This is a genomic window from Flavobacterium sp., assembly GCF_040402835.1.
Lineage (GTDB): Bacteria > Bacteroidota > Bacteroidia > Flavobacteriales > Flavobacteriaceae > Flavobacterium.
Genome location: NZ_JBBALW010000024.1, coordinates 1 through 23,250, shown reverse-complemented (window position 1 = coordinate 23,250; position 23,250 = coordinate 1). Strand labels below are relative to the sequence as shown.

Sequence of the window (23,250 nt, the reverse complement as noted above, 5' to 3'; positions counted from 1 at the left end):
TGTTTAGACGATTACAGGAATTCGAAAATGACTTATTGAGCATTTATTGCCTAAGATATTATTGAGAATATTGGAAATTCATATATCAAATCCAAGTCATTATTTCAATAATCATAAAATATACTTATTAACCTTGCTTTATAAGTAGTATTTGTTGATTTTTGTATTAGTAACAAAACAGTAATTATGAGTAACATTCATTATATAAGTACCGATATTCTTTCACTAGAAGTAGTACAAGATATCATTAGTCACAACAAAACTATTGAATTATCTGAAGAAGCAAGGGTGAACATCCAAAAATGTAGGGATTATTTAGACAAAAAAATGAAATCTAATGAAACACCTATTTACGGCATTAATACAGGTTTTGGATCGCTTTGTAATGTTAAAATTTCAAATGAAAATCTTTCGCAGCTTCAAGAAAACTTAGTAAAATCGCACGCATGCGGAACAGGGGAGGAAGTACCTAGTGAAATTGTGAAGTTGATGTTGCTATTAAAAATACAATCGTTGAGTTATGGTTATTCAGGAGTGCAATTAGCGACTATTTTGCGTTTGATTGACTTTTATAATAATGATATTTTACCTTTAATTTATACACAAGGTTCTTTAGGTGCATCCGGGGATTTGGCTCCTTTAGCTCATTTAGCATTACCGCTTTTAGGAGAAGGCGAAGTGGTATTTCACGGAAATAAAGTTTTTACGTCTGTTATAATGGAACATTTTGGTTGGAAACCTATTGTTTTGCAATCTAAAGAAGGTTTGGCCTTACTAAATGGAACGCAATTTATGAGTGCTTATGGAACACATATCCTCATAAAAGCTTGTAAATATTCCTATTTAGCGGATTTAATTGGCACAATTTCTTTGGAAGGATTTGATGGTCGTCAAGAGCCTTTTAACGAATTAATTCATTTTATTAGACCTCACAAAGGGCAAATTGTTACAGCAAATCGTGTGAATGCGTTTTTAGAGGGAAGCCAAATTATAGCGCAGCCGAAAACTCACGTTCAAGATCCGTATTCTTTCCGGTGTATTCCACAAGTTCACGGTGCGTCAAAAGATGCTTTTGATTATGTTAAGAAAGTTTTTAAAACTGAGATTAACTCGGTTACCGATAATCCGAATGTATTTATAGAAAGTGATCAGATTCTTTCTGGAGGTAATTTCCATGGGCAAACTTTAGCCATTTCTTTAGACTTTCTTGCCATTGCTTTAGCAGAATTAGGAAGTATTTCTGAAAGACGAACGTATCAATTAATTTCAGGATTGCGAAATTTACCTGCGTTTTTGGTTGATAATCCAGGTTTAAATTCTGGATTGATGATTCCACAATATACGGCAGCAAGTATTGCTAGTCAAAACAAGCAATTGGCAACTCCCGCTAGTATTGATAGTATTGTTTCTTCCAATGGTCAAGAAGATCACGTAAGTATGGGTGCCAATGCAGCTACAAAAGCGTTACGAATTATGGATAATTTAGAGCGAATTCTTGCCATTGAATTAATGAATGCTTCACAAGCTATTGAATTCAGGCGTCCATTACAATCGAGTGATTTTATTGAAATGTTTTTAAAATCGTATCGCGAAGAAGTTCCTTTTGTAAAAGAAGATCGAATTCTGCATTATGATATTCAAAAATCAGTAGCGTTCTTAAATAGCTTTATGATTGATGATTTAGAGTACTAAATATATATTGGCATAGTTTTAGTTTTACCATTTGAAACTAATAGTATGAAAATTATAAACCTTGTTTTAATCGGATTTATTTCTATTTCAATTTTAAGTTGTAAAAAAGCCGAAGCAGTTCCCTATGAAGGAGTAGTTTTTTTATTTAAAGAAATTCAGCCTGTAGATGATAATGAAATAGCCTCTTTTCCAAATCGTTTTATTGGGAATTACATTAACAATGATTCTACCTATTTAATTGTTGATAAAAAAGATGTTTTTTACAAATGGATTGGCAAAAGCAAAATTAGTTTTGAATTATTTGAAACTCTGAAAGACAGTATGAAACTGGTTCAAAATAAAATGTATTTCAAAGACAATTCCTTTCTAGAATATAGAAGATTAAAAGATTCCATCGAAATTAAAGAGATAAAATACGATACTATTTTTACTATTTCAGACAATCAAAAAGCGGTTAAAATCAACAGAACTTTTGTTTTGAATACTAAAGATTCCATTTATTGGAAGATACGATTTATAACTTTTGATAAAAACAATTTGAAAATTAAAGACTTGTATTCTCATAACGACATAAAAAGAATAGATTCCCTTTCTAAAATTAAATCTATTAAAACAGACTCAATAAAGAATGTATTCCAATTATCAAGAAAAGAATTCAGAACAATGTTGGCTTTAAAACATCTTGGATTTGAAAGGAATTATAGAAAAATAGATTAATTCAAACTTCCCAATGTTTTATGGATTTTTCTTTTATAATGTGTTTGTTGTAGATTTTTATCTCCAGAAATAATACTTATATTTCCATCAATTTCTAACATAGCCAATTTTACATCTTTAAAATTTTCAATGCCGTGTTCCCTCATTGCTTCTCGCAATTCATCGGAAGTAATGTTTAATTTGCTCAAGGTTTTAAATTCTAATGTGCCATTATGAATCAAGATTTCTGGCTTTTCTTGAATAAAGTTACTGAATTTCTTGTATTTAAACATCAGTCTTTTCAAAATATAATTGATAGCAAACAAAACTGTTGCCGCCGCTAAACCACCGTAAAGACTGGTATTATTTCCAACCATTGCGTTCTGAACGGAATTGCTAATTAATAAAATCAGAATTACATCGGCGGTATTAAGCTGTGATAATTCTTTTTTACCAAAAACCCGCAAAGCAATCATCATAAAAAAATAGACTGCCGTACTTCTTAAAATAACGTCTAAAAATGGATTCATTTATACGATTTTATTGGTCTTAATATAGTTTAATTCGATTTGCTTTCAGTGCATCTCGCTTAACTTTCTAATTTTTTTTTCGACACAGATTCACAGATTATAAATAAAAAATTTGCGAATTTGCGGTAAAAATTAAAAACCCGACTATAATTTGTGTTTGAAATTCTTCTCAATTGCCAAAATCATTTCGCCAGCAATATCTTTATTTGTAGCACCTTCAATACCTTCAAGACCTGGCGATGAATTTACTTCTAACAATAAAGGACCTTTTGCCGAACGAATAATATCAACACCTGCCACTTTCAAATCCATGGCTTTAGTCGCTTTAATCGCGATTCGTTTTTCTTCGGCGGTAACTTTTATGATTGAAGCAGTACCTCCCAAATGAATGTTGGCTCTAAATTCTCCTGGCATTGCTTCGCGTTGAATAGCCGCAACAACTTTTCCGTCAATTACAAAACAGCGAATATCTTTTCCGTTGGCTTCTTTAATAAATTCTTGAACTAATATATTGGCATTCAAACTTTTGAAAGCATTAATTACACTTTCTGCTGCCTTTTTTGTTTCTGCTAAAACAACTCCTTTTCCTTGAGTCCCCTCTAATAATTTTACTATTAATGGTGGACCACCAACCATTTTTATCAAATCATTGGTATCTAAAGGCGAATTTGCAAAACCCGTTGTTGGTATATCAACTCCATGATTTAATAGTAATTGCAACGAATATAATTTATCCCGAGATTGGGTTATTGCAGCAGCTGAGTTTAAACAATATACTTTCAAAGCCTCGAATTGTCGGGTTAGCGCACAACCATAAAAAGTAATACTTGGACGAATTCTCGGAATTATAGCATCAAAATCATTCAAAATTCTACCACCGCGATAATGAATTTCTGGAGTCGTTGCATCTAGTTTCATATAGCATTCTTTGATATTCAAAAAGTGCATTTCGTGTCCACGCATTTCTCCAGCTTCCATAATTCGCTTGTTACTATACAATTCTTTATTACTAGCTAAAACCCCAATTCGAAGTCCTGTAGTTGCTTTTTCCGATGTCTTATATAATTCTGTAAGAATATCCGAAGTAGGCTCTCCTAATAAATATTTTTGTTCTGGATCTACAAGAACCCTACCACTCATCGCCTCACGCCCCAAAAGCATTCGAAAACCCATGGAATCTCGATTGGTCAAAGTAATTTCTATCGCCCATTTTTTGCCACCAATTTCAAGCTCTGACCCAATAACGTAGCGCTGTTCTCTAAAACCACTCGAACTTTTTACAATTCTTTTATCTACTAATTTCGATTCACAATGAATAACGGTTTTTACATTATTCTGAATAGGATTGATGTCAAATTTTACCCAATTTTCCCCTTCTTTAATAAAAGGAGCGATATTAATGGCATGCAATGCCGATGTTTTTGCTCCCGAATCTACACGTGCTTTAATTGTGGGAATGCCTAATATTGGGAACGAACACCATTCTTCACTACCAACAATAACTTTTTCTTGTAACATATATTATGTATAAATTGAGAGTTCTAATATTTTTCCAAATGTATATATTTGTTTTAATAAATACGCTGAAATTAAATAGTTATTACAGTATTTAAGAAAGATTAAATCGCACTGCTTTTGAACTTTATAAAATTGAAATGGGTAAGTTGAAAAAGATTTATCGAATTAAGGCAAAATGACCTTTCAATTCTGTACCGTCTTGAAGAATTGCTTTGTACCAATAATCACTTGAGGGCATTGGTTTTCCGAGTAAAGTTCCATCCCAGGTGAGATTTTTTTTGTTTAGGTAAGTAATTAATTTCCCATATCTATCAAAAATTGCTATGGTTGTGTTGTTTATAAATTGAAAACCCTCCATAGTAAAAAAGTCATTGAAAGTGTCGCCGTTAGGAGTGAAAAACTTTGGGATAATAATTAATGCGAAGTCGAAAGTAACTTTCCCACAATTGTTTTTTTCTCGAACATACGCTTTTTTAATTCCACCTATTGTGTTTTCAAAAACATTAGAGTTTTGGTAATATATACCATCTAAAGAATATTCATAATCACCCGAAATAGTAGTTATTATAGTTACTTTCCGATCTTCAATTACAACGTTTGTAATAACTGGAATGAGATTTTCGGTTACTACTATTGTTTTTAAATTCGAACATCCATTTGGGCTTGTGACAGTTACCGTGTAGGTTCCTGGATTGTTAACGCTGATGATTTTGGTGGTTTCGGTGGTTGACCATCTGTAGGTTACGTTATTAATTCCGGCATTTAAAAATACTGATTTTGATTCGCATATAATGGTGTTTTCATTTTGAATAATTGAAGGAATTGGATTCATAGTTAGTTGAACACCGGTTCGATTTACACTCACACAGGTATTCCAAGTGTAGGATTCTGCATAAAAAATCCCTGCATTTATTGGCGTGAAAGCCACAGAATTACTTTGTAATAACATTCCGCCTGTTGGGGCAGAATACCAATTTACACTTTCAGAACCCAATGTGGTTACTGATAATGCTGGAATTGGTTCATTTTCACAAATGGAATGATTACCGTTGCTTAATGGTGCCAGCGGTTTTGGTTTGATTATGATGCTGAAAATTTCTGAAATTGTTGAGCAGAATACGTTGTTTAAATTGGCAACATCTTGTGCTACTTTTACACGATAATAATGGGTTGTTGTTATGTTTGGTGTGACGTAATTGTTCGTATTTGCACCAGTAATATCATTCCAAATTACATTGTCCAAACTTTCTTGCCATTGAAATACATTCGGCGTTATTCCTGAACTATTGACTTGCAAATTGATATTTACCGGAGTAGCATCTTCACAAACGGTATAAGTATTTCCCGTTATTGCTGTTGTACCAATTGTTGTTAAATCGCCACAAGAGCGAAACATAATATCGTCAATAGCAAGGTCATTTCCGCAACCACCAACGCCGTTATTTCTCATTTTTAAAACTACAGAAGTTTGACCGATTCCCGTTGTAAATACCAAACCGTATTGTGTCCAAATAGCTGAAGATGTTCCGTTAATATCACCTGTATTCCCTGATCGTAAAAGGGTGGTTTCTGTAGCGTCCCAAATTTCAAAAGTCACATTTATTGGAATGCCACTTCCAGGGCAAGCTCCTGTTGCTGATGCATTATACACATTGATTAACCAAGATGAAAATTCAAATGTGGTATTGACACACAATCCAGTAACCACTCTTTTGTAAAACTCACTCGGCGTGAAACTGGCATTTACAATCAACGATTTTCCGTCTGTTCCATTTGGTTGATTATCGGGAGTGTGATCGAGTGAATTGTGCCAAGAACTGTATTGATTGGTTCTGTAATATAAGGTATAAAGTCCGTCGCTAGGCGTTCCGGCGATAAAAGTGTAAGAAGTTGTTCCTGCTGGTAATGCGGGACCATAATCAGTTCCACTTCCAAAATCTTCTGTGAAAATTGGAATTCCTTTACTGCCATTACAAAAGCCTAACTGTCCAAAAGATTGAAAAGTTGAGAATAGTATTAGAAGTAAAAAGGCAACTTTTTTCATTTCAAACTTTAACGATAAAAAAACTGCCAACGACTAAGAAGACAGTTTTTTATAAAATAGTATTTAGCTTACGCTAATTTTTTATCTAAATTTACTTGAATTGCTTTCAAGAAACCTTCAGTTGTCAAATAATTGTCGGAAGTAATTTTGTCTTCATAAATTAAAACAGCCAAATCTTTAGTCATTTTTCCACTTTCGACAGTGTCAATACAAACTTGTTCTAAGGTATGGCAAAAAGCTATTAATGCTTGATTTTCGTCTAATTTACCTCTGTGTTCCAATCCTCTCGTCCAAGCAAAAATACTTGCAATTGGGTTTGTAGAAGTTGCTTTCCCTTTTTGGTGTTCTCTAAAATGACGCGTTACAGTTCCGTGTGCAGCTTCAGCTTCCACCGTTTTTCCGTCAGGAGTTACCAAGACAGAAGTCATTAATCCTAACGAACCAAATCCTTGTGCAACGGTATCTGATTGAACGTCTCCATCGTAATTTTTACAAGCCCAAACAAATCCGCCACTCCATTTCATTGCTGACGCTACCATATCATCGATTAATCGATGCTCATAAGTGATGCCTTCTTTTTCAAATTCAGCTCTGTAATTAGTTTGATATACTTCTTCAAAAATATCTTTGAAACGACCATCGTAGGCTTTCAAAATCGTGTTTTTTGTGGAAAGGTACAAAGGCCATTTTTTTGTTAATGCCATTTGGAATGAAGAATGTGCAAATCCGAAGATGCTTTCGTCTGTGTTGTACATAGCCATTGCAACGCCATCACCTTCAAAATCATATACTTCCCAAGTTTGGGTTTCGCCTTCTTCAGGAACGAAAGTCATTGTTAGCTTTCCTTTTCCTTTGATAACCGTATCTGTAGCTTTATATTGATCTCCAAAAGCATGACGACCAATAACGATTGGTTTTGTCCAACCTTGAACATATCTCGGTACGTTTCGCATAATAATTGGTTCACGGAAAACAGTTCCACCTACAATATTTCTGATGGTTCCATTAGGAGATTTCCACATTTTTGAAAGTTTAAATTCTTTCACGCGGTCTTCATCTGGAGTAATAGTAGCACATTTTATTCCTACATTATATTTTTTTATCGCTTCTGCGGAATCAATTGTGATTTGATCTTTAGTAGCTTCACGGCTTTCAATCCCTAAATCGTAATATTTAATGTCTAAATCTAAATAGGGAAGAATTAGTTTTTCTTTAATAAAAGTCCAAATAATTCGTGTCATTTCATCGCCATCTAATTCAACTATAGGATTGGCTACTTTAATTTTTACCATTTTTATTGTAAGTTTTAAGTTTTTTAAATTTGAGTACGCAAATGTAATACATTCAACAAGAAATGTAATTATATTAACAACTATAACGATTGATTTATTAATTTCTTAAAAAAAGATACTTAAATTGCTGAAAGTGTAAATTTAGCATTGTTTTTTATAAAAAAAGCCCCAACAATGTTGAGACTTTTATAACAAAAAGACACTTGATTATCTTCTTTTATCTTTAATTTTTGCTTTTTTACCAGTAAGCTCTCTGAAGTAATAGATACGAGCTCTACGAACAGCACCTTTTTTGTTGATTTCAATTTTTTGTAAAGCGGGAAGGTTTACTGGGAAGATACGCTCAACTCCAATTGCACCTGACATTTTACGAATAGTAAAAGTTTCTGTGTTTCCAGAACCTCTTCTTTGTATAACAACTCCTTTAAAAAACTGAGTTCTTGTTTTTTCACCCTCTTTAATTTCGTAGAAAACGGTGATTGTGTCTCCAGCTCCGAATACAGGGAATTCTTTTTTTGTAACAAATTCGTCTTTAACGAATTTCATTAAATCTGCCATGATAATTTTTTTAATTATGGTTTTAAATCTAAGCAACATTCGCGGATTTCGCCAGAGGTTAGTCAAATGTGGGTGCAAATATAATTAATAATTGATAATTAACAATGGATAATCTAAAAAAAATAACCAATAAATTTAAACGATAACCAACTCATTAACAACAATTTAATGTCAATTATCAATTATCAATTATCAATTATTCATTATTAAGCAAATCTGGACGACGATTTTTAGTATGTTCATAAGCCATATCCTCTCGCCATTTATCAATTTTAGCAAAGTTTCCACTGGTTAAAACTTCGGGAACTTTCCAACCTTTATAGTCTGCTGGGCGAGTATATATTGGGCCTGACAATAATCCGTCTTGAAAACTATCTGTTAATGCAGAAGTTTCATCGCTCAAAACCCCAGGAATTAATCGGATTAAAGCGTCAGATAAAACTAATGCGCCAAGTTCACCGCCAGACAAAACATAATCACCAATAGAAATTTCTTTGGTAATAAAATGGTCACGAACTCTTTGATCGACGCCTTTATAATGTCCGCAAAGGATAATAATATTTTCAAGCATTGACATTGTGTTCGCCATTTTTTGGTTCAATGTTTCACCGTCTGGCGACATATAAATGATTTCATCGTAACTTCTTTCACTTTTTAAATGAGTGATACAAGCGTCAATTGGTTGCACATTCATCACCATTCCTGCACCGCCACCGAAGGGATAATCATCTACGGATTTCTGCTTGTTGGTTGTGTAATCTCGTAAATTATGAAAATGAACTGCTACAATTCCTTTGTCAATAGCACGTTTCATTATCGATGCCTCAAACGGACTTCGTAATAATTCTGGTAAAACGGTAATAATATCTATTCTCATATTTAATTAGGTACAATGAAGCAAAGGTACAAAGTTTTATAGGTTTTAGAATTGTAACAAATTATTTTGAGGTTTATTTTAATTAAATTAGAAATTAATTTGTGCAATTCCATTTTAATCTCAATATTTTTCCACTACTTTTATACCTCCTAAAAAAACCGATATTATTATGAAATTAAGTAAAAAATTAATTGTTGCAGGCGCCGTATTTTTATTTGCTGTAGCATCGCAATCTCAATCATCAAATGCAAAAAAATCTAATAGTATGATGACAAATCCGCTTTTGCAAAGAAGTAGCTTGCAGTATCAAGCACCTCCTTTTAATCTTATTATGGATTCACATTTTAAGCCAGCTTTTGAATATGGGTTGAAAATTCACGATAAAGAAATTGAAAAAATTGTCGATAATGTTGCAAAACCTACTTTTGAAAATACAGTTTTGGCTTTAGAAATTAGTGGCGTTGATTTAAATAGAGCTGCTGGGATTTTTTCAAATCTTACGGGTTCCAATACCAATCCAACATTACAAGCAATTGATGAGGAATATTCACCGATTTTTTCTGCTCACAACGACAAAATATATTTGAATAGCAAATTATACCAACGCATTAAAGCATTAGATTTAAATTCTCTAAAAGGAGAAGATAAAAGGCTTACGGAATATTATTTGCAACAATTTGAGTTGGCTGGAGCAAATTTATCTAATTCTGATAAAGAAAAAATGAAAAAAATCAATGGTGAGTTAGCAAGTTTAGGTACCTCATTTGGTAATAAGTTGCTAATTGCTCGAAAAAACGGAGCGGTTTTATTCGATTCAGCTTCAGATTTAGAGGGTTTAAGTTCAGACGAAATAGCTTCTGCAAAAGACAATGCGAAAGCAGCAGGTCACGAAGGAAAGTATTTAATTGGAATGTTAAATACCACGCAACAGCCGTTGTTGCAAAATCTTACAAATAGAGCTACAAGAGAAAAAATATTCAAATCTTCTTGGACTAGAGCCGAAAAAAACGATGATGGAGATACGCGAGAAATAATCGAAAAAATGGCAAAATTACGTTTGCAAAAAGCCAATTTAATGGGTAAAAAAAGTTTTGCAGAATGGAGATTGCAAGATCAAATGGCAAAATTACCTGCAAATGCAATGGATTTATTAGCTAAAATCGCAAAACCAGCTGTTGAAAAAGCCAAAGTAGAAGCCAAAGAAATTCAAGATTTGATAGATTCGCAAAATGGGGGATTTAAATTAGAACCTTGGGATTGGAATTTTTATTCGGAACAAGTACGTAAAGCAAAATATGATTTAGATGAAAGCCAAATAAAACCTTACTTTGAAATAACTACCGTTTTAGAAAAAGGTGTGTTTTTTGCCGCTAAACAAATGTACGGAATTACCTTTAAGGAGCGCAAAGATTTACCTGTTTATAATCCAGATGTTGTGGCCTACGAAGTCTTCGACAATGATGGAAAATCAATGGCAATTTATTATTTAGATTTCTACACTAGAGACAACAAGAATGGGGGAGCATGGATGAATAATTTTGTAAATCAATCTCATTATTTAAATCAAAAACCAGTCATTGTAAACGTATATAATTTTTCAAAACCCGCTAATGGTAAGCCTTCATTAATCAGTTTTGATGATGTGACGACAATGTTTCACGAGTTTGGACACACGCTTCACGGATTATTTGCTAACCAACAATATGTAACTCTTTCAGGGACGTCAGTTCCTCGTGACTTCGTTGAATTTCCTTCTCAAATCAATGAACACGCGGCATTGGACCCAATAGTTTTAAGGAATTATGCTATCCATTTTCAGACAAAAGAGGTCATTCCGCAAGCGTTAATTAACAAAATTAAAAAAGCAGAAACTTTCAATAAAGGATATGATGTGACCGAATTATTAGCAGCCGCTACATTAGATTTGGCTTGGCATAGTGTTGAAAAAGAATCAGATTTTAAACCTGCTTTAGAATTTGAAAATGAAGCACTGCAAAAATATGGTTTGCTCGTAAATGAAGTTCCTTCAAGATATCATTCCCCTTATTTTGCTCATATTTGGGGTGGTGGTTATTCAGCTGGATACTATGCCTATACGTGGTCAAAAACATTAGATTATAATGCATTTGATTGGATGCAAGCCAATGGTGGTATGACAAGTGCTAATGGGGAACGCTTTAGAAAATATATTTTATCAGTGGGAAATAGTGTCGATTTAAACAAAGCCTTTAAAGATTTTATAGGGCATGATATGCAAATTGAACCTTATTTAAAAAATACAGGAATGTAAAGTGAAAAATAATTTATTATAGAAAATTCAGAGCGTTTTAAGTTTGGAATTTTATAAATTTCTATTTTTAAAACGCTACATTCTATCCATGTACCAATTTAATTCTTTTTTAATTTTTCGGTCATTATAAATAGTAGAAATATTTTTTAGTAATCGTAAGAATGCAGTCTCGCTCTTTACTACATAATCAAATGCATTGTGGTGCATGCAATTTATTGCAATATCTATTTTATCTTGTGAGGATAACATTATTACAGGAATTTTTTTATCATAATTCTTGATAGCATCAAGAGTGTCTATTCCATTCATTGCGTTTTTATCAATTCCGTTTAGATGATAATCCAAGATTATTATGTCTGGATTTCTTGATATTTCGGCAATACAAAGTTCTCCTGTTGCAAATGTTTCTATTTCAAAATTGGATTGATTTAGAAAATCAATTTCTAAAGATTTTAGAAAAAGAGCATCATCATCTACTAAAAATAGTTTAATTCTTTTGGTTGATTTTTCCATTATAATTTAGCATTTATATTTTTAAGTTCTTGTTCTAATTCGTTGCAGGCTATAGTACAACCCATTTCAAGTTGCTTAATTAACCCACCTAAACTTTCATGATTTTCATGATTTGATGCATATTCCTGAATTTTTCTAGAAATAGTTTCATATTTAATATCTATCCCCATAATTGAAAAAGAAGGAATCATTTTATGAGCTGAAGCGTGTAACTTTTCCCAATCTAATTCTTTATACCCTTCATTCATTGTAAAGATTAATTGAGGCGTTTGTTCTAAATAAATGGAAATCATTTCTGACATTAATTTTGAATTTGATTTTGTACGCTCTATTAAATAACTTAAATCAATATTCATAGTAGGTGAATTTATTGCATAGCTATTCGTTTCATCACTCATTGGTTTTTGAATTAAAGCAATCATTTTTCTGAATAATTCCCCTTCATCAACGGGCTTAGATATATAATCGTTCATTCCAACTTCTATACATTTTTCAGCGTCAATGGTGGTAACATCCGCAGTTAATGCGATAATTGGAATTGTTAATTTCAAGTTGTTTCGGATGTATTCAGTTGCTTCAAAACCGTTCATTTCTGGCATTTGCAAATCCATCAATATAATATCAAAATCATTGGTTTCTAATCTTTCAATTGCTAATTTTCCATTGGCTGCAATTTCACATTCAAATCCAAAATCATCTAATAAAGTTCTAATTAACAGTTGATTGAGTTCTAAATCTTCAACTACTAAAACTTTAATGTCTTTCAATTCATTATTAATTACTACTATTTCACTTTCTACAATTAACGTTTCATTTGTTTTTTTAAAGGGCAAAATAAAGCTAAATATAGAACCAACATTAACGGTACTCTCTACATTTAAGGTTCCGCCTTGTGGTTCTACCAATTGTTTTACTATGGCAAGTCCTAAACCAGTTCCTCCAAATATTCTAGAGGTAGAACTATTTGCTTGTTGGAAATTTTCAAACAATCCTTCAATTTTTTCACTGCTAATGCCAATTCCTGTATCTTTTACTGAAAACTGAATGAATACATTATTTTCATCTTCTTTTAGCAAATTAATGCTAACTGTAATTTGACCAATTGATGTAAATTTTATGGCATTACTTACCAAATTCAAAATAATTTGATTCAATCGAACAGGATCTCCAGCCAATACCTCTGGAATATTTTTATCAAATTCTAATACTAATTTTAAATTTTTCTCATTGATTTTTGTTTCAAATAAATGGAGCATCAATGAAATTGATAAATTCAGTTTGAAAGGAATTTGTTCAAATGTCATTTTTCCTGAATCTACTTTTGCTAAATCTAAAATGTCATTTATCAAAACAATTAAAGCATCACCACTAATTTTTATGGCTGTCAGATATTCTTTCTGTTTTGCAGTAAGTCCTGTTTTCAGAATAACCTTTGTGAATCCAATAATTGCATTCATTGGAGTTCGAATTTCGTGACTCATATTGGATAAAAACTGTTGTTTTGATTTAACAGCTTCTTCAGCAATTAATGTTGCGTTTTCAGCCTTCGTTTGAGCATCTTCCGCAATTGCAGTTGCTTTTTCAGCAGATATTTTAGCTTCAATTAATTCATTTTCAATTCGCTTTTGTTCTGCAATATCACGAGCTACAATTACAACACCCAATACATTTCCAACATCATCTTTATAAACGGAACCATTAAATAATACATCGGTAAGTTTTCCATCTTTATTTTGAAGTGTTAATGGGGAATCGGCAACAGAACCTTTTTCAAAAACTTCTTGATATACTTCTCGTGCTTTTTGTTGATCTGTAAAATAATCGAAAAAATCAGAGCCAATCAATACTTTACGTTCTATGCCCGTAACTCTTACCGTTGCTTCGTTCATATCTGTAATTTTCCCTTCTGTATTTATGGTTACCAATGGATCCCGACTTGCTTCAATTAAACTCAATGAATATTGAGAGGCTAGTTTTAGCGAATTACTGTAATCTTCCAGGGCTTTATTTTCAATTTTACGTTTTTCTTTTTCTTTATTTTGAAAGTCAAGTTCTATATCTGCAACAACTAATTCTGCCGCACGATCTTGTTTTTCCCCAGTTTGATATAATAGTTCTTTATTTGCAATTACTAATTCTGCGGCACGATCTTGTTTTTCTCCTGTTTCAAATAAAAGTTCCTTATTCGCAATTACCAATTCGGCAGCACGTTTTTCTTTTTCATTATTTTGAAATGCTAATTCTTCATTGGCAATAATTAATTCCGCTGCTCGCTTTTCTTTTACCGTATTTTGATATTCTAATTCTTCATTAGCAATCAGTAACTCATTGGCACGTTTCTCTTTTTCGTTATTTTGATATTCTAATTCTTTGTTGGCTATTACTAATTCCGCAGCGCGTTTCTCTTTTTCATCATTTTGATACGCCAATTCTTGATACGCAATTCTCAGATCTAAGGCCCACTTTTGTTCTGCTATATCCCGAGCTACAATTACAACTCCCAAAACATTCCCATCATCATCTTTATAAACCGAACCATTAAATAATACATCTGTAAGTTTTCCATCCTTATGACGAAGTGTTAATGGGGAATCAGCTACAGAACCTTTTTCAAAAACTTCTTGATAAACCTCTCGTGCTTTTTGCTGCTCAGTAAAATAATCGAAAAAATCGGAACCAATCAACTTTCTACGTTCAATGCCTGTAATTCTGACAGTAGCTTCATTCATATCTGTAATTTTTCCATCTGTATTTATAGTAACTAATGGATCCAGACTCGCCTCTATTAAGCTTAATGTATATTTTGAATATGATTTTTGAGAATCTGTTAAAGCAATTAAATCATCATTTCTATTGGTTTGATTCTTTATACTATTGATGATTAATATTGAAATCAAGATTAATAAAAATAAAATGGTCAGTAATATTATACTTGAATATTGATTTTCTTTATCATTTTCTAATTTTCGTTTATTTAATAATACTATCTCCTCTTTATTTACTTCATCTATTAACTTTCTAAATGTATCCGTTTGGTTTTTCTCAATTTTAAACACATGATTTTTATCATTCGCCGTTAAATTATTTGTTTTATAATATTCAATAGTTTTTGTTAAAATGCTAAGCTTTTTGAGTGTCTTTTTTTTCAAAAATAAAATACGAATTTGTTGTTTTTTATTGTCATTAGTAAGATGAATTAATGAATTTAAATTTATTAATATATCAACTTTAGATGTATCATAATAATTTAAAAAACTTTTATCTTTAGTAAAAATATACTCCCTAAATCCAGTTTCTATATCGATTATGTTAACCAGAATAACACGATTATTTGTAATAATTTGTTGAGATTGTGACATTAGCTTCTCAGTTTCTAACGCTTTTTGATATTGAAAGTAAAAAAAAGATAAAAGCAACACTATAATAGTTATTACAAAGTAATATAAGGAGTTAGGTGATTTTTTTAATGAGAATTTCATAAAGTGAGTTTTATTGAATTATAAGGTTGTCTGGATTTTGTTACTGCAAATTTTAAATATCTTCAATTGGTTTACGCCTTATATCTTTTAATTTCTTGAAATGTGATGGAGATAAGCCTGTCATTTTTTTAAACTGATTGGACAAATGTGCAACGCTGCTATAATTCATTTTCCAAGCAATTTCAGTTATATTGAGTTCGCCATAAATGATTAATTCCTTAATTCTTTCAATTTTATGAGAAATGATATATTGTTCAATAGTGATTCCTTGCACTTCCGAGAATAAATTAGCGAGATAAGTGTAATTATGAAGTAATTTTTCACTTAAATATTCTGAAAAATTGATTTTTATATTTTCTTCTGAATAGTGAATCATTTCAATAATAATCGTTTTTATTTTTTCAATTAAAATTGCTTTTTTATCGTCCATTAATTCTAATCCTGAGGCTAATAATCCCTTTTGTAGTATGGCTCTATTTTCTTCAGTTAGAATTTCCATTATTTCAACTGTTCCCAATTCCAAAATTACAAAGTGCAAAGAAAGTTTCTTCAACTCTTCTTTAACTGCGTCTTTGCAACGATTGCTAACCATATATTTAATATATATTTTCATTGAAATTTAGTTTTAAATAAATCACTTAATCAATCACCACTTTTCTATTTGTAAGACGTACATATCCATCTGTATGATTTCAAATTTAGTCTTTATATTATGTAATAATCATAAAAAAGAATTTAATATTGAAAATAGTATTGTGATATTCATATTAAGTGTAGAATTTTGGTAACAGCTATTTTTTAACGCTTTTTTATAGGTACAGTATGTTGTAATTATTGGTTTAACTGTTTTAATATATTTGAATAGAAATACAGGTAAATATAATTTCGATTGTAAACTTAAAATACATTAACATATTGGGAATAAAAAAGCGCTTTCATTCCTGAAAGCGCTTTGAGTGCGTTTGAATTAATAATTGTATTGTTGATTTATCCTTGGTAATCATCTCCATTATCGCCACCTTTTTGAGGTTTACTTTTTTCCTCTTTTTTCTTATTGAATCTATATGTAAATGATAAAGTTACTTGTCTAACACTACGTTGCATTTCAACATAGGAGTTAAGCACATTAGGAATGTTGTTGTAGTACATTCTTTTTCTGGAATTGAATACGTCTTGAATACTAAGTGCAATGGTTGCTTTGTCTTTTAACACATCTTTACTAAAACCCAAATTGGCTCCAATAATTCCTAAAGTTTTACCTTGTGCATTATTTTCAGGACCATTATAAGTTACATTAGTTTGCCAATCGATTTTATAAGGTAGTGTGATTTTAGATGTTAATCTTGTGAACCATGAAGAAGATGAATTATCGAGATTTTGGGTAATAACTAAATTTTGGGAATTGGTGTAAACAAAATCTCCTATTGTTTGGAATTTATAAAAATTAAAATTACTGTTTAATTTCCACCACTTGTAAGGAGAATAATTCAAAGTAAATTCAAATCCATATCGGTACTCTGTAGCCAAATTTATTGGGGTGCTTAAAATTACGGGAGTTCCATTTACAAAATCGCCACTTTCACGACGGATAAATTGAAAGGAATCGGTTGTTTTATTACCGTACATTGAGGTATTGAAAGTCAGTTTGTCCCAACGCTTTAAGTACCCAAAATCAATTGCATCAGTGAATGCTGGTTTCAAATTTGGATCTCCTTTAAAAATATTAATATTACTTGAATAACTAGAAAATGGGTTTATTTGTCTTCCTCTTGGTCTTGAAATTCTTTTACTATAACTAAATGACACGCTGCTTTCATCAGAAATTTCGTAGGTTACAAAAGCACTTGGGAAGAAATTACTGTATTTTTGGGTGTTAAAATCATTAGTAACGAGCTGGTTGATTTCAATTTTAGAATTTTCCCATCGCAATCCAAATAAGAAAGAAAACTTATTAATTTTAGTTCCAAATTGGGAATACAAAGCATTTATATTTTCTCGATAATCAAGGATATTGGTATATTGTGCATTTGGTGTATAATTTCCACCAGCGTCTATTGTTCCTACTTTGTAATCAGTCAATAGTTTATTAAAATCTCCTTTATAACCAAATTCAAATTGATTGGCTTTTCCAAAAGGAAGTACATAATCAGACTGAATTGTGTTGCGATTTTGCTTTTGTTCGTTGCTTGTTTTCTCGGTAATTGAACTCGTTATTAGCGAAAAGTCATTGTCGGTATTCTTAGAAAACGAACCGTCAATTGTAAATTTATGTCCGTCTCTTTTGAATTTTTTTGTAAAATTAGTTGTGTATTCCGCATCCAAACTATTACTAAATTGATCGCTAAAACGATAATTGGTATTGGTGTAAATGTGGTTGACATCAAAATTTCTGTAGGAAATAGTTTCTGGGTTTCCACCATCATTTCTCCTAAGATTCATTGCATTAGACCAAGTTGTAGTTTTGTCTAAATATAAATCAATTCCAAAATTTGAATTGTACCCTTTACTTAAACGCTCATTATTTCTTAATTCATCTATATAATTCCGAGTGGAACCATTTGAATTTAAATATTCGGTATTAAATATAAAATGCCCAGGATTTATTCTATAATTGTAGCCTGTAGTTGAAAAAATATTGAAATTTTCCGATTTAAAATTTAAATTTCCAGAAATCCCGTAATTCTCTGGTATTCCACCTGATGCAATAACAGCTCCGTTAAGTCCTTTATTTTTCCCTCTTTTAAGAATGATATTCAAAAGTCCACCGCCACCTTCAGAATCGTAACGAGCAGAAGGATTAGTTACAACTTCCACTTTATCAATGGCATCGGCAGGAATTTGGCGCAATGCTTCTGCAATGTTAATAGCATTAGATGGTTTCCCATCTATTAAAATCCGAACATTAGCATTTCCCCTAAGGCTAACTGCCCCATCAGAATCTACAGAAACCGATGGGATATTATCCAAAACATCACTTACAGTTCCACCTTTTACCATTAAATCAGAACCTACATTATATACTTTTTTGTCGAGTTTAATTTCAACGGTAGTTTTTTCAGATCGAATGATTACTTCATTCAATTGATTGGCATCTTCATCAAGTGCAATTTGCCCTAAATTCGTACTTTCTTTAAAACTTTGTTGTTTGATTTCGGTAGCTTTAAACGAGATAAATTCTGCTTTTACATCGTAAATTCCAGCATTTATTTCAATATCAAATTCTCCTTTTGAATTTGTAATTCCTCCAAAAATAACTTTAGGATTTCTATTGTTTGTAAAGGTAATCGTGGCGTATTCTAATGCTTGCTTGCTCACTTTCTCGATTACAGAACCGGTGATTTTAATTTTTTTGGCTTCGGGTCTTGTTTGTCCGAAAGTTAAAATTGAAATGGAAAGTACGATAAAAGAAAATACTGTTTTTAAATTTTTCATATAATTAAATTCTGTTTTTACAATAAGACTGCAAAAGTAAAACTTGGTTTAGGCTTGGCTTCACAAAGGTTTGTTAAATTGTTGTATTAAAGAATTTCTGATATTTTCTCAATAGGTCCTGCTATCACAGCTTTATTTCCATTTATTACGATTGGTCTTTCAATCAAAATTGGATTTAAAACCATTATTTGAATTAATTCATTAAAAGTAAACTCCTTGTTTTTGAAATTTTCAATCCATAGTTTTTCTTTTTTCCGAATCAAATCAGTAGGATTTAGTACTAATTTTTTTAGAATTTCCTCTAATTCTTGAAAAGTAGGCGGTGTTTCCAAATATTTTATTATTTCAAATTCCACACCTGAATTTTCTAATAATCTTAAACATTCTCTTGATTTTGAGCATCTTGAATTATGGTAAATCTGTAACATTATTTTTTTAGAATTAATTTTTCAAAAGTAATTGATTTATACTTAAAATAATAGTTAAATTGGCCAACAAATTAAATTTCAATTTTATGTTTATAGAACAAGCCTACAAAGGCAATAATACGTGGTGGCGAGTTGTAATTACAGCGTTATTAACAACAGGAATTTTCATCGGAAATTTCATAATGTACTTTATGATGACCGACAAACAAGTTCAAGCAGCGTATGATTTAATGAAAGATATTCCAAATAATTTGAGTTTGGTGATTAATTTATTGCCCTTTGTTTTCCTATTGGGAATGTTGTTTTTGTTGGTTTATTTTTTAAATGAACGAAACGTAATATCACTCACTACTTCAAGAGAAAAGGTTGATTTCAAAAGAATACTATTTTCATTTGGATTGATAGTTTTTATTTCGGTTCTAGGATTTGCAGCGTCTTATTATGCTGATAGCTCCAATATTATCTGGAATTTTCATCCCATAAAATTCTTTCTTTTACTGACGATTAGCTTGCTTTTATTTCCTTTTCAAATTGGTCTAGAAGAATATCTATTTCGTGGTTATTTGATGCAGCAAATCGGAATTGTAGTTAAAAACAGATGGTTTCCTTTGTTATTTACGTCGGTTGTTTTCGGATTGTTTCACAGTGCCAATCCTGAAGTTGCCGAAATGGGTTTTGGCGTGATGATTTTTTACATCGGAACAGGACTTTTACTTGGAATTATGACCTTAATGGATGATAGTTTAGAATTGGCTTTAGGATTCCATTTAGGAAATAATTTGATAGCTTCCTTATTACTAACGTCTGACTTTTCCGCCTTGCAAACAGATGCTTTATTCCGTTATTCAGGTGCAGAAAATACAACAGGAACTCTTAATGAAATGATACTATCTATGGCAATTACTTATCCAATTATCCTATTTATATTGGCAAAAAAATACAAATGGAGCAATTGGAAAGAAAAACTTACTGGCAAAGTAAGTCCAATTCAAACAGTTGTAAACCAATAAAATGAATACTCAAAATTACAATACAGTTCACCCAAATTTCAAATGGAATGGAATTTATCTTGATAGAGAAAAGCTACTTCTTGCTGCGCACGATTTAATAAAAGAAGGCGATGATTTTGAAAGAATTACAGGCGAATTTCTATTGGAATGGTTCAATAAAAAATCCTTTATTACAGTTACAACTTCCGGAACAACCGGTTCTCCCAAGAAAATCAATATCGATAAACAAGCAATGGTCAATTCCGCATTGGCAACAGCCGAATTCTTCGATTTAAAAGCAGGAAATCGGGTTTTGAATTGTTTATCAACAAATTTTATTGCGGGTAAAATGATGCTCATTCGAAGTATAGTTTTAGGTTTCGAAATGGACTTTGTAACCCCAACTTCTAATCCATTGAAAGACAACAGACCTCATTATGATTTTGTTGCGATGGTCCCAATGCAAGTTCAAAACTCAATTTCAGAATTATCCAAAGTCAAAAAACTGATTATTGGCGGTGCAAAAATCAGCGAAACACTCCGAAATCAACTTTTAGAAGTACCAACGCAAATATATGAAACCTACGGAATGACCGAAACAATTACACATATTGCTATCAAAAGAATAGGGGAGAAGTCTTTTTCGGTTTTGCCAAATGTAAAAATTACAACCGATGAAAGAGGCTGTTTGGTAATCGTTGCCCCACGAATTTCCGATACGAAAATAGTTACAAATGATGTGGTTGAACTTCTTTCTGAAACCCAATTTCTCTTATTAGGAAGAATAGATAATATCATCAATAGTGGCGGTGTCAAACTATTCCCTGAGCAAATTGAAGCAAAACTTTCGGATAAAATACAGCAGCGTTTTTTTGTAATTGGAATCCCAGACGAAAAATTAGGCGAACAAGTAGGTATCGTTATTGAAGGAAAACCAGCCGTTTTCGATGATTTGGTATTTGAGAATTTAGAGTTGTATGAAAAACCAAAAGCAATTCGTTTTGTACCCAAATTCATTGAAACCGATAGCGGAAAAGTGAAGCGAAAGGAATAATTACTTTAGATTTGATGGCATAAACACACAACGAACTTTCTTTATTATTTTTTTGAATGTGCCACTTGTTTGGAACGTTTGGGGTTATTTCGCCATCTTTCGTTAAACTCGGACGACCATCGGTTATTAGAATTTTTGGTTCAAATCCAATGATTTAGCAGGAGAAATTACGATTTTCATTGTAGTTTTTATCGAATTTCAAAAGTACGGATTTTTACTTTTTTAACCAAAAAATTTTGTACGTTTGTTAAAAAAATTGTCAAGTTTTTTCGCAGTTTGACGTTAGTGGCAATATTTCAACCAAACCGTTAAAAAAAATAAGAGAATATGAAAAAAGTAATATTTTGGACTTCAATTGCTTTTAATATCATTTTTATTTTAGGATATTTTTGGACAACCATTAGAAATCCATCGCATAAATTGGGTAAACTGAAAAAAGACATAGAAGTTGGGCAATTTATGGGTGCAAAAACTATTTTTAAACTACCAAAAGGCTTAACCGTTAGCAACGAAGCAGAAAGAGGATTAGGTGCTATTGGACAATTTGAAAACAATCGATTTGCAATAATAATAACTTCAGACGATGATATGGTTGACTATGAAATAAGCAAAGATTCACTCAATGAAAATGGAAATTATTATTCAGCAGAATTTAAAAAGTTCCTAAAAGAATAAAGTTACTACTGCCAAAAGCTAGAGTTTCGTTGCGTGCGCAGCAGGAACTATGTAACCCGAGTTGAATCCGCCACGGTGGACAGGCAGGAACCGATTGCATTTCCACCAAACTATGGAGTTATTGTAAAGTTTTGATAGTGTATTGAAGAGGATTTAGCGTCCTCGTTTTTTTTTTGAATAATTTTAAGATGGCTTTCCAGTGTTTTGTTTTCCGTTACTTTTAGACACAAAATCCCCTACCCATAATTTAACTTTTACAGGAATTAGAGATTTGGCTACCGCCAAGATACCACGCAGGTGTACCTGAAACCGTTGGTGGAAATGCCAGAAAAAATCTCGGTAAATAGAAAATTCTTTATTTATCTTGAAAATAATTTGATTATAATGTTGTACTTTGGGACAACTTTATTAATTTTGCTTTGTGGAAAAAGAAAAGAAAATAAGAACGGTAACATTTTACAAAGATTACTTTGTAGAATTTTTTGTAAAACAACGTGAAAAGGTTCAAGATAAAATAACTTGGACTTTGGAATTAATTGAACTTTTAGAAAAAATTCCAGAAACGTATCTAAAACATCTTGAAAATACAGATGGATTATATGAAATAAGAGTAAAACAAGGAAGTGATATTTTTAGAATATTTTGTTTTTTTGATAAAGGAAAATTAATCGTTCTTACGAATGGATTCCAAAAGAAAGAACAGAAAATACCAAAAAAGGAAATCGAAAAAGCATTAAAAATAAAAAAGGAATATGAAAACGAAAACAAATAATTTAAAAACTCTTGCAGAATTCAAAGATGAATTTTATGGCAAAACAGGAACTGAAAAACGTGATAAACTTCAAAAAGGTTACGAACAGTTTAAACTTGGGGCATTAATTCACGAAGCTAGAATTGAAAAAGGTTTAACACAAGAAGAACTTGCTCATAAAAGCGGAACAACAAAATCTTATATTTCAAGAATTGAGAATAATGTAAAAGAAGTAAGATTTTCAACTTTGCAAAAAATTGTAGAATTAGGATTGGGAGGAAAATTGGAACTTGCAATAAAATTGTAAATAAAGGCACTATCCACCATTCGAGTAGGGCTCCGCCAAAAACTGACGGAGTGCCACGCTGCCGCTCGATCAATGTCATTAAGTTAAGGGGTTAAATGATTAAAATTCAACAGATTAAGTTTGGT

Annotated in this window: 19 protein-coding genes; 8 read left to right on the top strand and 11 right to left on the bottom strand. The window is 31.7% G+C overall.

The features are described 5' to 3' along the window. Positions 1–186: 186 nt before the first annotated feature. Together hutH and AC9UEH_RS09070 are read left to right on the top strand one after the other, a co-directional pair. Entirely contained in the window at positions 187–1,692 is a 1,506-nt protein-coding gene (gene hutH / locus AC9UEH_RS09075; RefSeq protein ID WP_509530973.1) for a histidine ammonia-lyase, read from the top strand. Between the two features lie 45 nt (positions 1,693–1,737). Next, positions 1,738–2,409, top strand: coding sequence for a hypothetical protein (locus tag AC9UEH_RS09070; RefSeq protein ID WP_509530971.1), 672 nt, complete (start codon positions 1,738–1,740; stop codon positions 2,407–2,409). Here the strand turns inward: AC9UEH_RS09070 and AC9UEH_RS09065 are convergent. The 6 genes from AC9UEH_RS09065 to trmD form a co-directional block, all read right to left on the bottom strand. Then, positions 2,406–2,918 (bottom strand): DUF421 domain-containing protein, encoded by a 513-nt coding sequence (locus AC9UEH_RS09065; protein ID WP_509530969.1) that lies wholly within the window; start codon positions 2,916–2,918, stop codon positions 2,406–2,408. The genes AC9UEH_RS09070 and AC9UEH_RS09065 overlap by 4 nt on opposite strands. A 144-nt stretch (positions 2,919–3,062) precedes the next feature. Then, a complete protein-coding gene (gene rimK / locus AC9UEH_RS09060; protein WP_509530967.1) occupies positions 3,063–4,436 on the bottom strand; it encodes a 30S ribosomal protein S6--L-glutamate ligase in 1,374 nt (457 codons plus the stop codon). Between the two features lie 157 nt (positions 4,437–4,593). After that, the gene (locus AC9UEH_RS09055; protein ID WP_509530965.1) at positions 4,594–6,480 is read right to left on the bottom strand and encodes a T9SS type B sorting domain-containing protein; all 1,887 of its coding nucleotides are present in this window, start codon (positions 6,478–6,480) and stop codon (positions 4,594–4,596) included. Positions 6,481–6,548: 68 nt separating this feature from the next. Further along, complete coding sequence (locus AC9UEH_RS09050; protein ID WP_509530963.1) at positions 6,549–7,772, bottom strand: isocitrate dehydrogenase (NADP(+)); 1,224 nt, start codon at positions 7,770–7,772, stop codon at positions 6,549–6,551. Positions 7,773–7,979: 207 nt separating this feature from the next. Further along, complete coding sequence (rplS, locus tag AC9UEH_RS09045; protein ID WP_509530962.1) at positions 7,980–8,330, bottom strand: 50S ribosomal protein L19; 351 nt, start codon at positions 8,328–8,330, stop codon at positions 7,980–7,982. 196 nt (positions 8,331–8,526) lie between these two features. Further along, complete coding sequence (gene trmD / locus AC9UEH_RS09040; protein ID WP_509530961.1) at positions 8,527–9,207, bottom strand: tRNA (guanosine(37)-N1)-methyltransferase TrmD; 681 nt, start codon at positions 9,205–9,207, stop codon at positions 8,527–8,529. A gap of 169 nt (positions 9,208–9,376) precedes the next feature. Between trmD and AC9UEH_RS09035 the strand changes: the two genes are divergently transcribed. Continuing rightward, positions 9,377–11,497, top strand: a complete 2,121-nt coding sequence (locus AC9UEH_RS09035) for a M3 family metallopeptidase (protein WP_509530959.1) — start codon at positions 9,377–9,379, stop codon at positions 11,495–11,497. Positions 11,498–11,572: 75 nt separating this feature from the next. On the opposite strand, the gene AC9UEH_RS09030 is transcribed toward AC9UEH_RS09035, so the two are convergent. The 5 genes from AC9UEH_RS09030 to arsC form a co-directional block, all read right to left on the bottom strand. Further along, a complete protein-coding gene (locus AC9UEH_RS09030; protein ID WP_509530957.1) occupies positions 11,573–12,010 on the bottom strand; it encodes a response regulator in 438 nt (145 codons plus the stop codon). Further along, positions 12,010–15,369, bottom strand: a complete 3,360-nt coding sequence (locus AC9UEH_RS09025) for a PAS domain S-box protein (RefSeq protein WP_509530955.1) — start codon at positions 15,367–15,369, stop codon at positions 12,010–12,012. The genes AC9UEH_RS09030 and AC9UEH_RS09025 overlap by 1 nt, the downstream gene beginning before the upstream one ends. Positions 15,370–15,541: 172 nt before the next feature. Then, positions 15,542–16,102 (bottom strand): helix-turn-helix domain-containing protein, encoded by a 561-nt coding sequence (locus AC9UEH_RS09020; protein ID WP_509530953.1) that lies wholly within the window; start codon positions 16,100–16,102, stop codon positions 15,542–15,544. Between the two features lie 374 nt (positions 16,103–16,476). Continuing rightward, the gene (locus AC9UEH_RS09015) at positions 16,477–18,921 is read right to left on the bottom strand and encodes a TonB-dependent receptor (protein WP_509530951.1); all 2,445 of its coding nucleotides are present in this window, start codon (positions 18,919–18,921) and stop codon (positions 16,477–16,479) included. 86 nt (positions 18,922–19,007) lie between these two features. After that, a complete protein-coding gene (gene arsC, locus AC9UEH_RS09010; protein ID WP_509530949.1) occupies positions 19,008–19,349 on the bottom strand; it encodes an arsenate reductase (glutaredoxin) in 342 nt (113 codons plus the stop codon). An 86-nt stretch (positions 19,350–19,435) separates the two neighbouring features. Here arsC and AC9UEH_RS09005 point away from each other — a divergent pair, with 86 nt between their 5' ends. The 5 genes from AC9UEH_RS09005 (at position 19,436) to AC9UEH_RS08985 (ending at position 23,125) form a co-directional block, all read left to right on the top strand. Continuing rightward, complete coding sequence (locus AC9UEH_RS09005) at positions 19,436–20,359, top strand: CPBP family intramembrane glutamic endopeptidase (RefSeq protein WP_509530947.1); 924 nt, start codon at positions 19,436–19,438, stop codon at positions 20,357–20,359. A gap of 1 nt (position 20,360) precedes the next feature. After that, positions 20,361–21,392: an AMP-binding protein gene (locus tag AC9UEH_RS09000; protein ID WP_509530945.1), complete on the top strand. Its 1,032-nt coding sequence runs from the start codon at positions 20,361–20,363 to the stop codon at positions 21,390–21,392. A gap of 327 nt (positions 21,393–21,719) precedes the next feature. Further along, positions 21,720–22,067: a hypothetical protein gene (locus AC9UEH_RS08995; protein ID WP_509530943.1), complete on the top strand. Its 348-nt coding sequence runs from the start codon at positions 21,720–21,722 to the stop codon at positions 22,065–22,067. A gap of 421 nt (positions 22,068–22,488) precedes the next feature. Beyond that, positions 22,489–22,839 carry a type II toxin-antitoxin system RelE/ParE family toxin gene (locus AC9UEH_RS08990; RefSeq protein WP_509530941.1) on the top strand — a complete coding sequence of 117 codons (351 nt, stop codon included), beginning with the start codon at positions 22,489–22,491 and terminating at the stop codon, positions 22,837–22,839. After that, the gene (locus tag AC9UEH_RS08985) at positions 22,820–23,125 is read left to right on the top strand and encodes a helix-turn-helix domain-containing protein (protein WP_509530939.1); all 306 of its coding nucleotides are present in this window, start codon (positions 22,820–22,822) and stop codon (positions 23,123–23,125) included. Before AC9UEH_RS08990 ends, AC9UEH_RS08985 begins: the two co-directional genes overlap by 20 nt. Positions 23,126–23,250: the final 125 nt, after the last annotated feature.

Coding starts and splice junctions, on each gene's coding strand:
- AC9UEH_RS09030 (WP_509530957.1), bottom strand. CDS start 12,010: ATGGAAAAATCAACCAAAAGAATTAAACTATTTTTAGTAGATGATGAT.
- arsC (WP_509530949.1), bottom strand. CDS start 19,349: ATGTTACAGATTTACCATAATTCAAGATGCTCAAAATCAAGAGAATGT.
- AC9UEH_RS09035 (WP_509530959.1), top strand. CDS start 9,377: ATGAAATTAAGTAAAAAATTAATTGTTGCAGGCGCCGTATTTTTATTT.
- AC9UEH_RS09005 (WP_509530947.1), top strand. CDS start 19,436: ATGTTTATAGAACAAGCCTACAAAGGCAATAATACGTGGTGGCGAGTT.
- AC9UEH_RS09000 (WP_509530945.1), top strand. CDS start 20,361: ATGAATACTCAAAATTACAATACAGTTCACCCAAATTTCAAATGGAAT.
- rplS (WP_509530962.1), bottom strand. CDS start 8,330: ATGGCAGATTTAATGAAATTCGTTAAAGACGAATTTGTTACAAAAAAA.
- AC9UEH_RS09025 (WP_509530955.1), bottom strand. CDS start 15,369: ATGTCACAATCTCAACAAATTATTACAAATAATCGTGTTATTCTGGTT.
- AC9UEH_RS09065 (WP_509530969.1), bottom strand. CDS start 2,918: ATGAATCCATTTTTAGACGTTATTTTAAGAAGTACGGCAGTCTATTTT.
- AC9UEH_RS09055 (WP_509530965.1), bottom strand. CDS start 6,480: ATGAAAAAAGTTGCCTTTTTACTTCTAATACTATTCTCAACTTTTCAA.
- AC9UEH_RS08995 (WP_509530943.1), top strand. CDS start 21,720: ATGAAAAAAGTAATATTTTGGACTTCAATTGCTTTTAATATCATTTTT.
- AC9UEH_RS09020 (WP_509530953.1), bottom strand. CDS start 16,102: ATGAAAATATATATTAAATATATGGTTAGCAATCGTTGCAAAGACGCA.
- AC9UEH_RS09015 (WP_509530951.1), bottom strand. CDS start 18,921: ATGAAAAATTTAAAAACAGTATTTTCTTTTATCGTACTTTCCATTTCA.
- AC9UEH_RS08985 (WP_509530939.1), top strand. CDS start 22,820: ATGAAAACGAAAACAAATAATTTAAAAACTCTTGCAGAATTCAAAGAT.
- AC9UEH_RS09050 (WP_509530963.1), bottom strand. CDS start 7,772: ATGGTAAAAATTAAAGTAGCCAATCCTATAGTTGAATTAGATGGCGAT.
- AC9UEH_RS09070 (WP_509530971.1), top strand. CDS start 1,738: ATGAAAATTATAAACCTTGTTTTAATCGGATTTATTTCTATTTCAATT.
- hutH (WP_509530973.1), top strand. CDS start 187: ATGAGTAACATTCATTATATAAGTACCGATATTCTTTCACTAGAAGTA.
- trmD (WP_509530961.1), bottom strand. CDS start 9,207: ATGAGAATAGATATTATTACCGTTTTACCAGAATTATTACGAAGTCCG.
- rimK (WP_509530967.1), bottom strand. CDS start 4,436: ATGTTACAAGAAAAAGTTATTGTTGGTAGTGAAGAATGGTGTTCGTTC.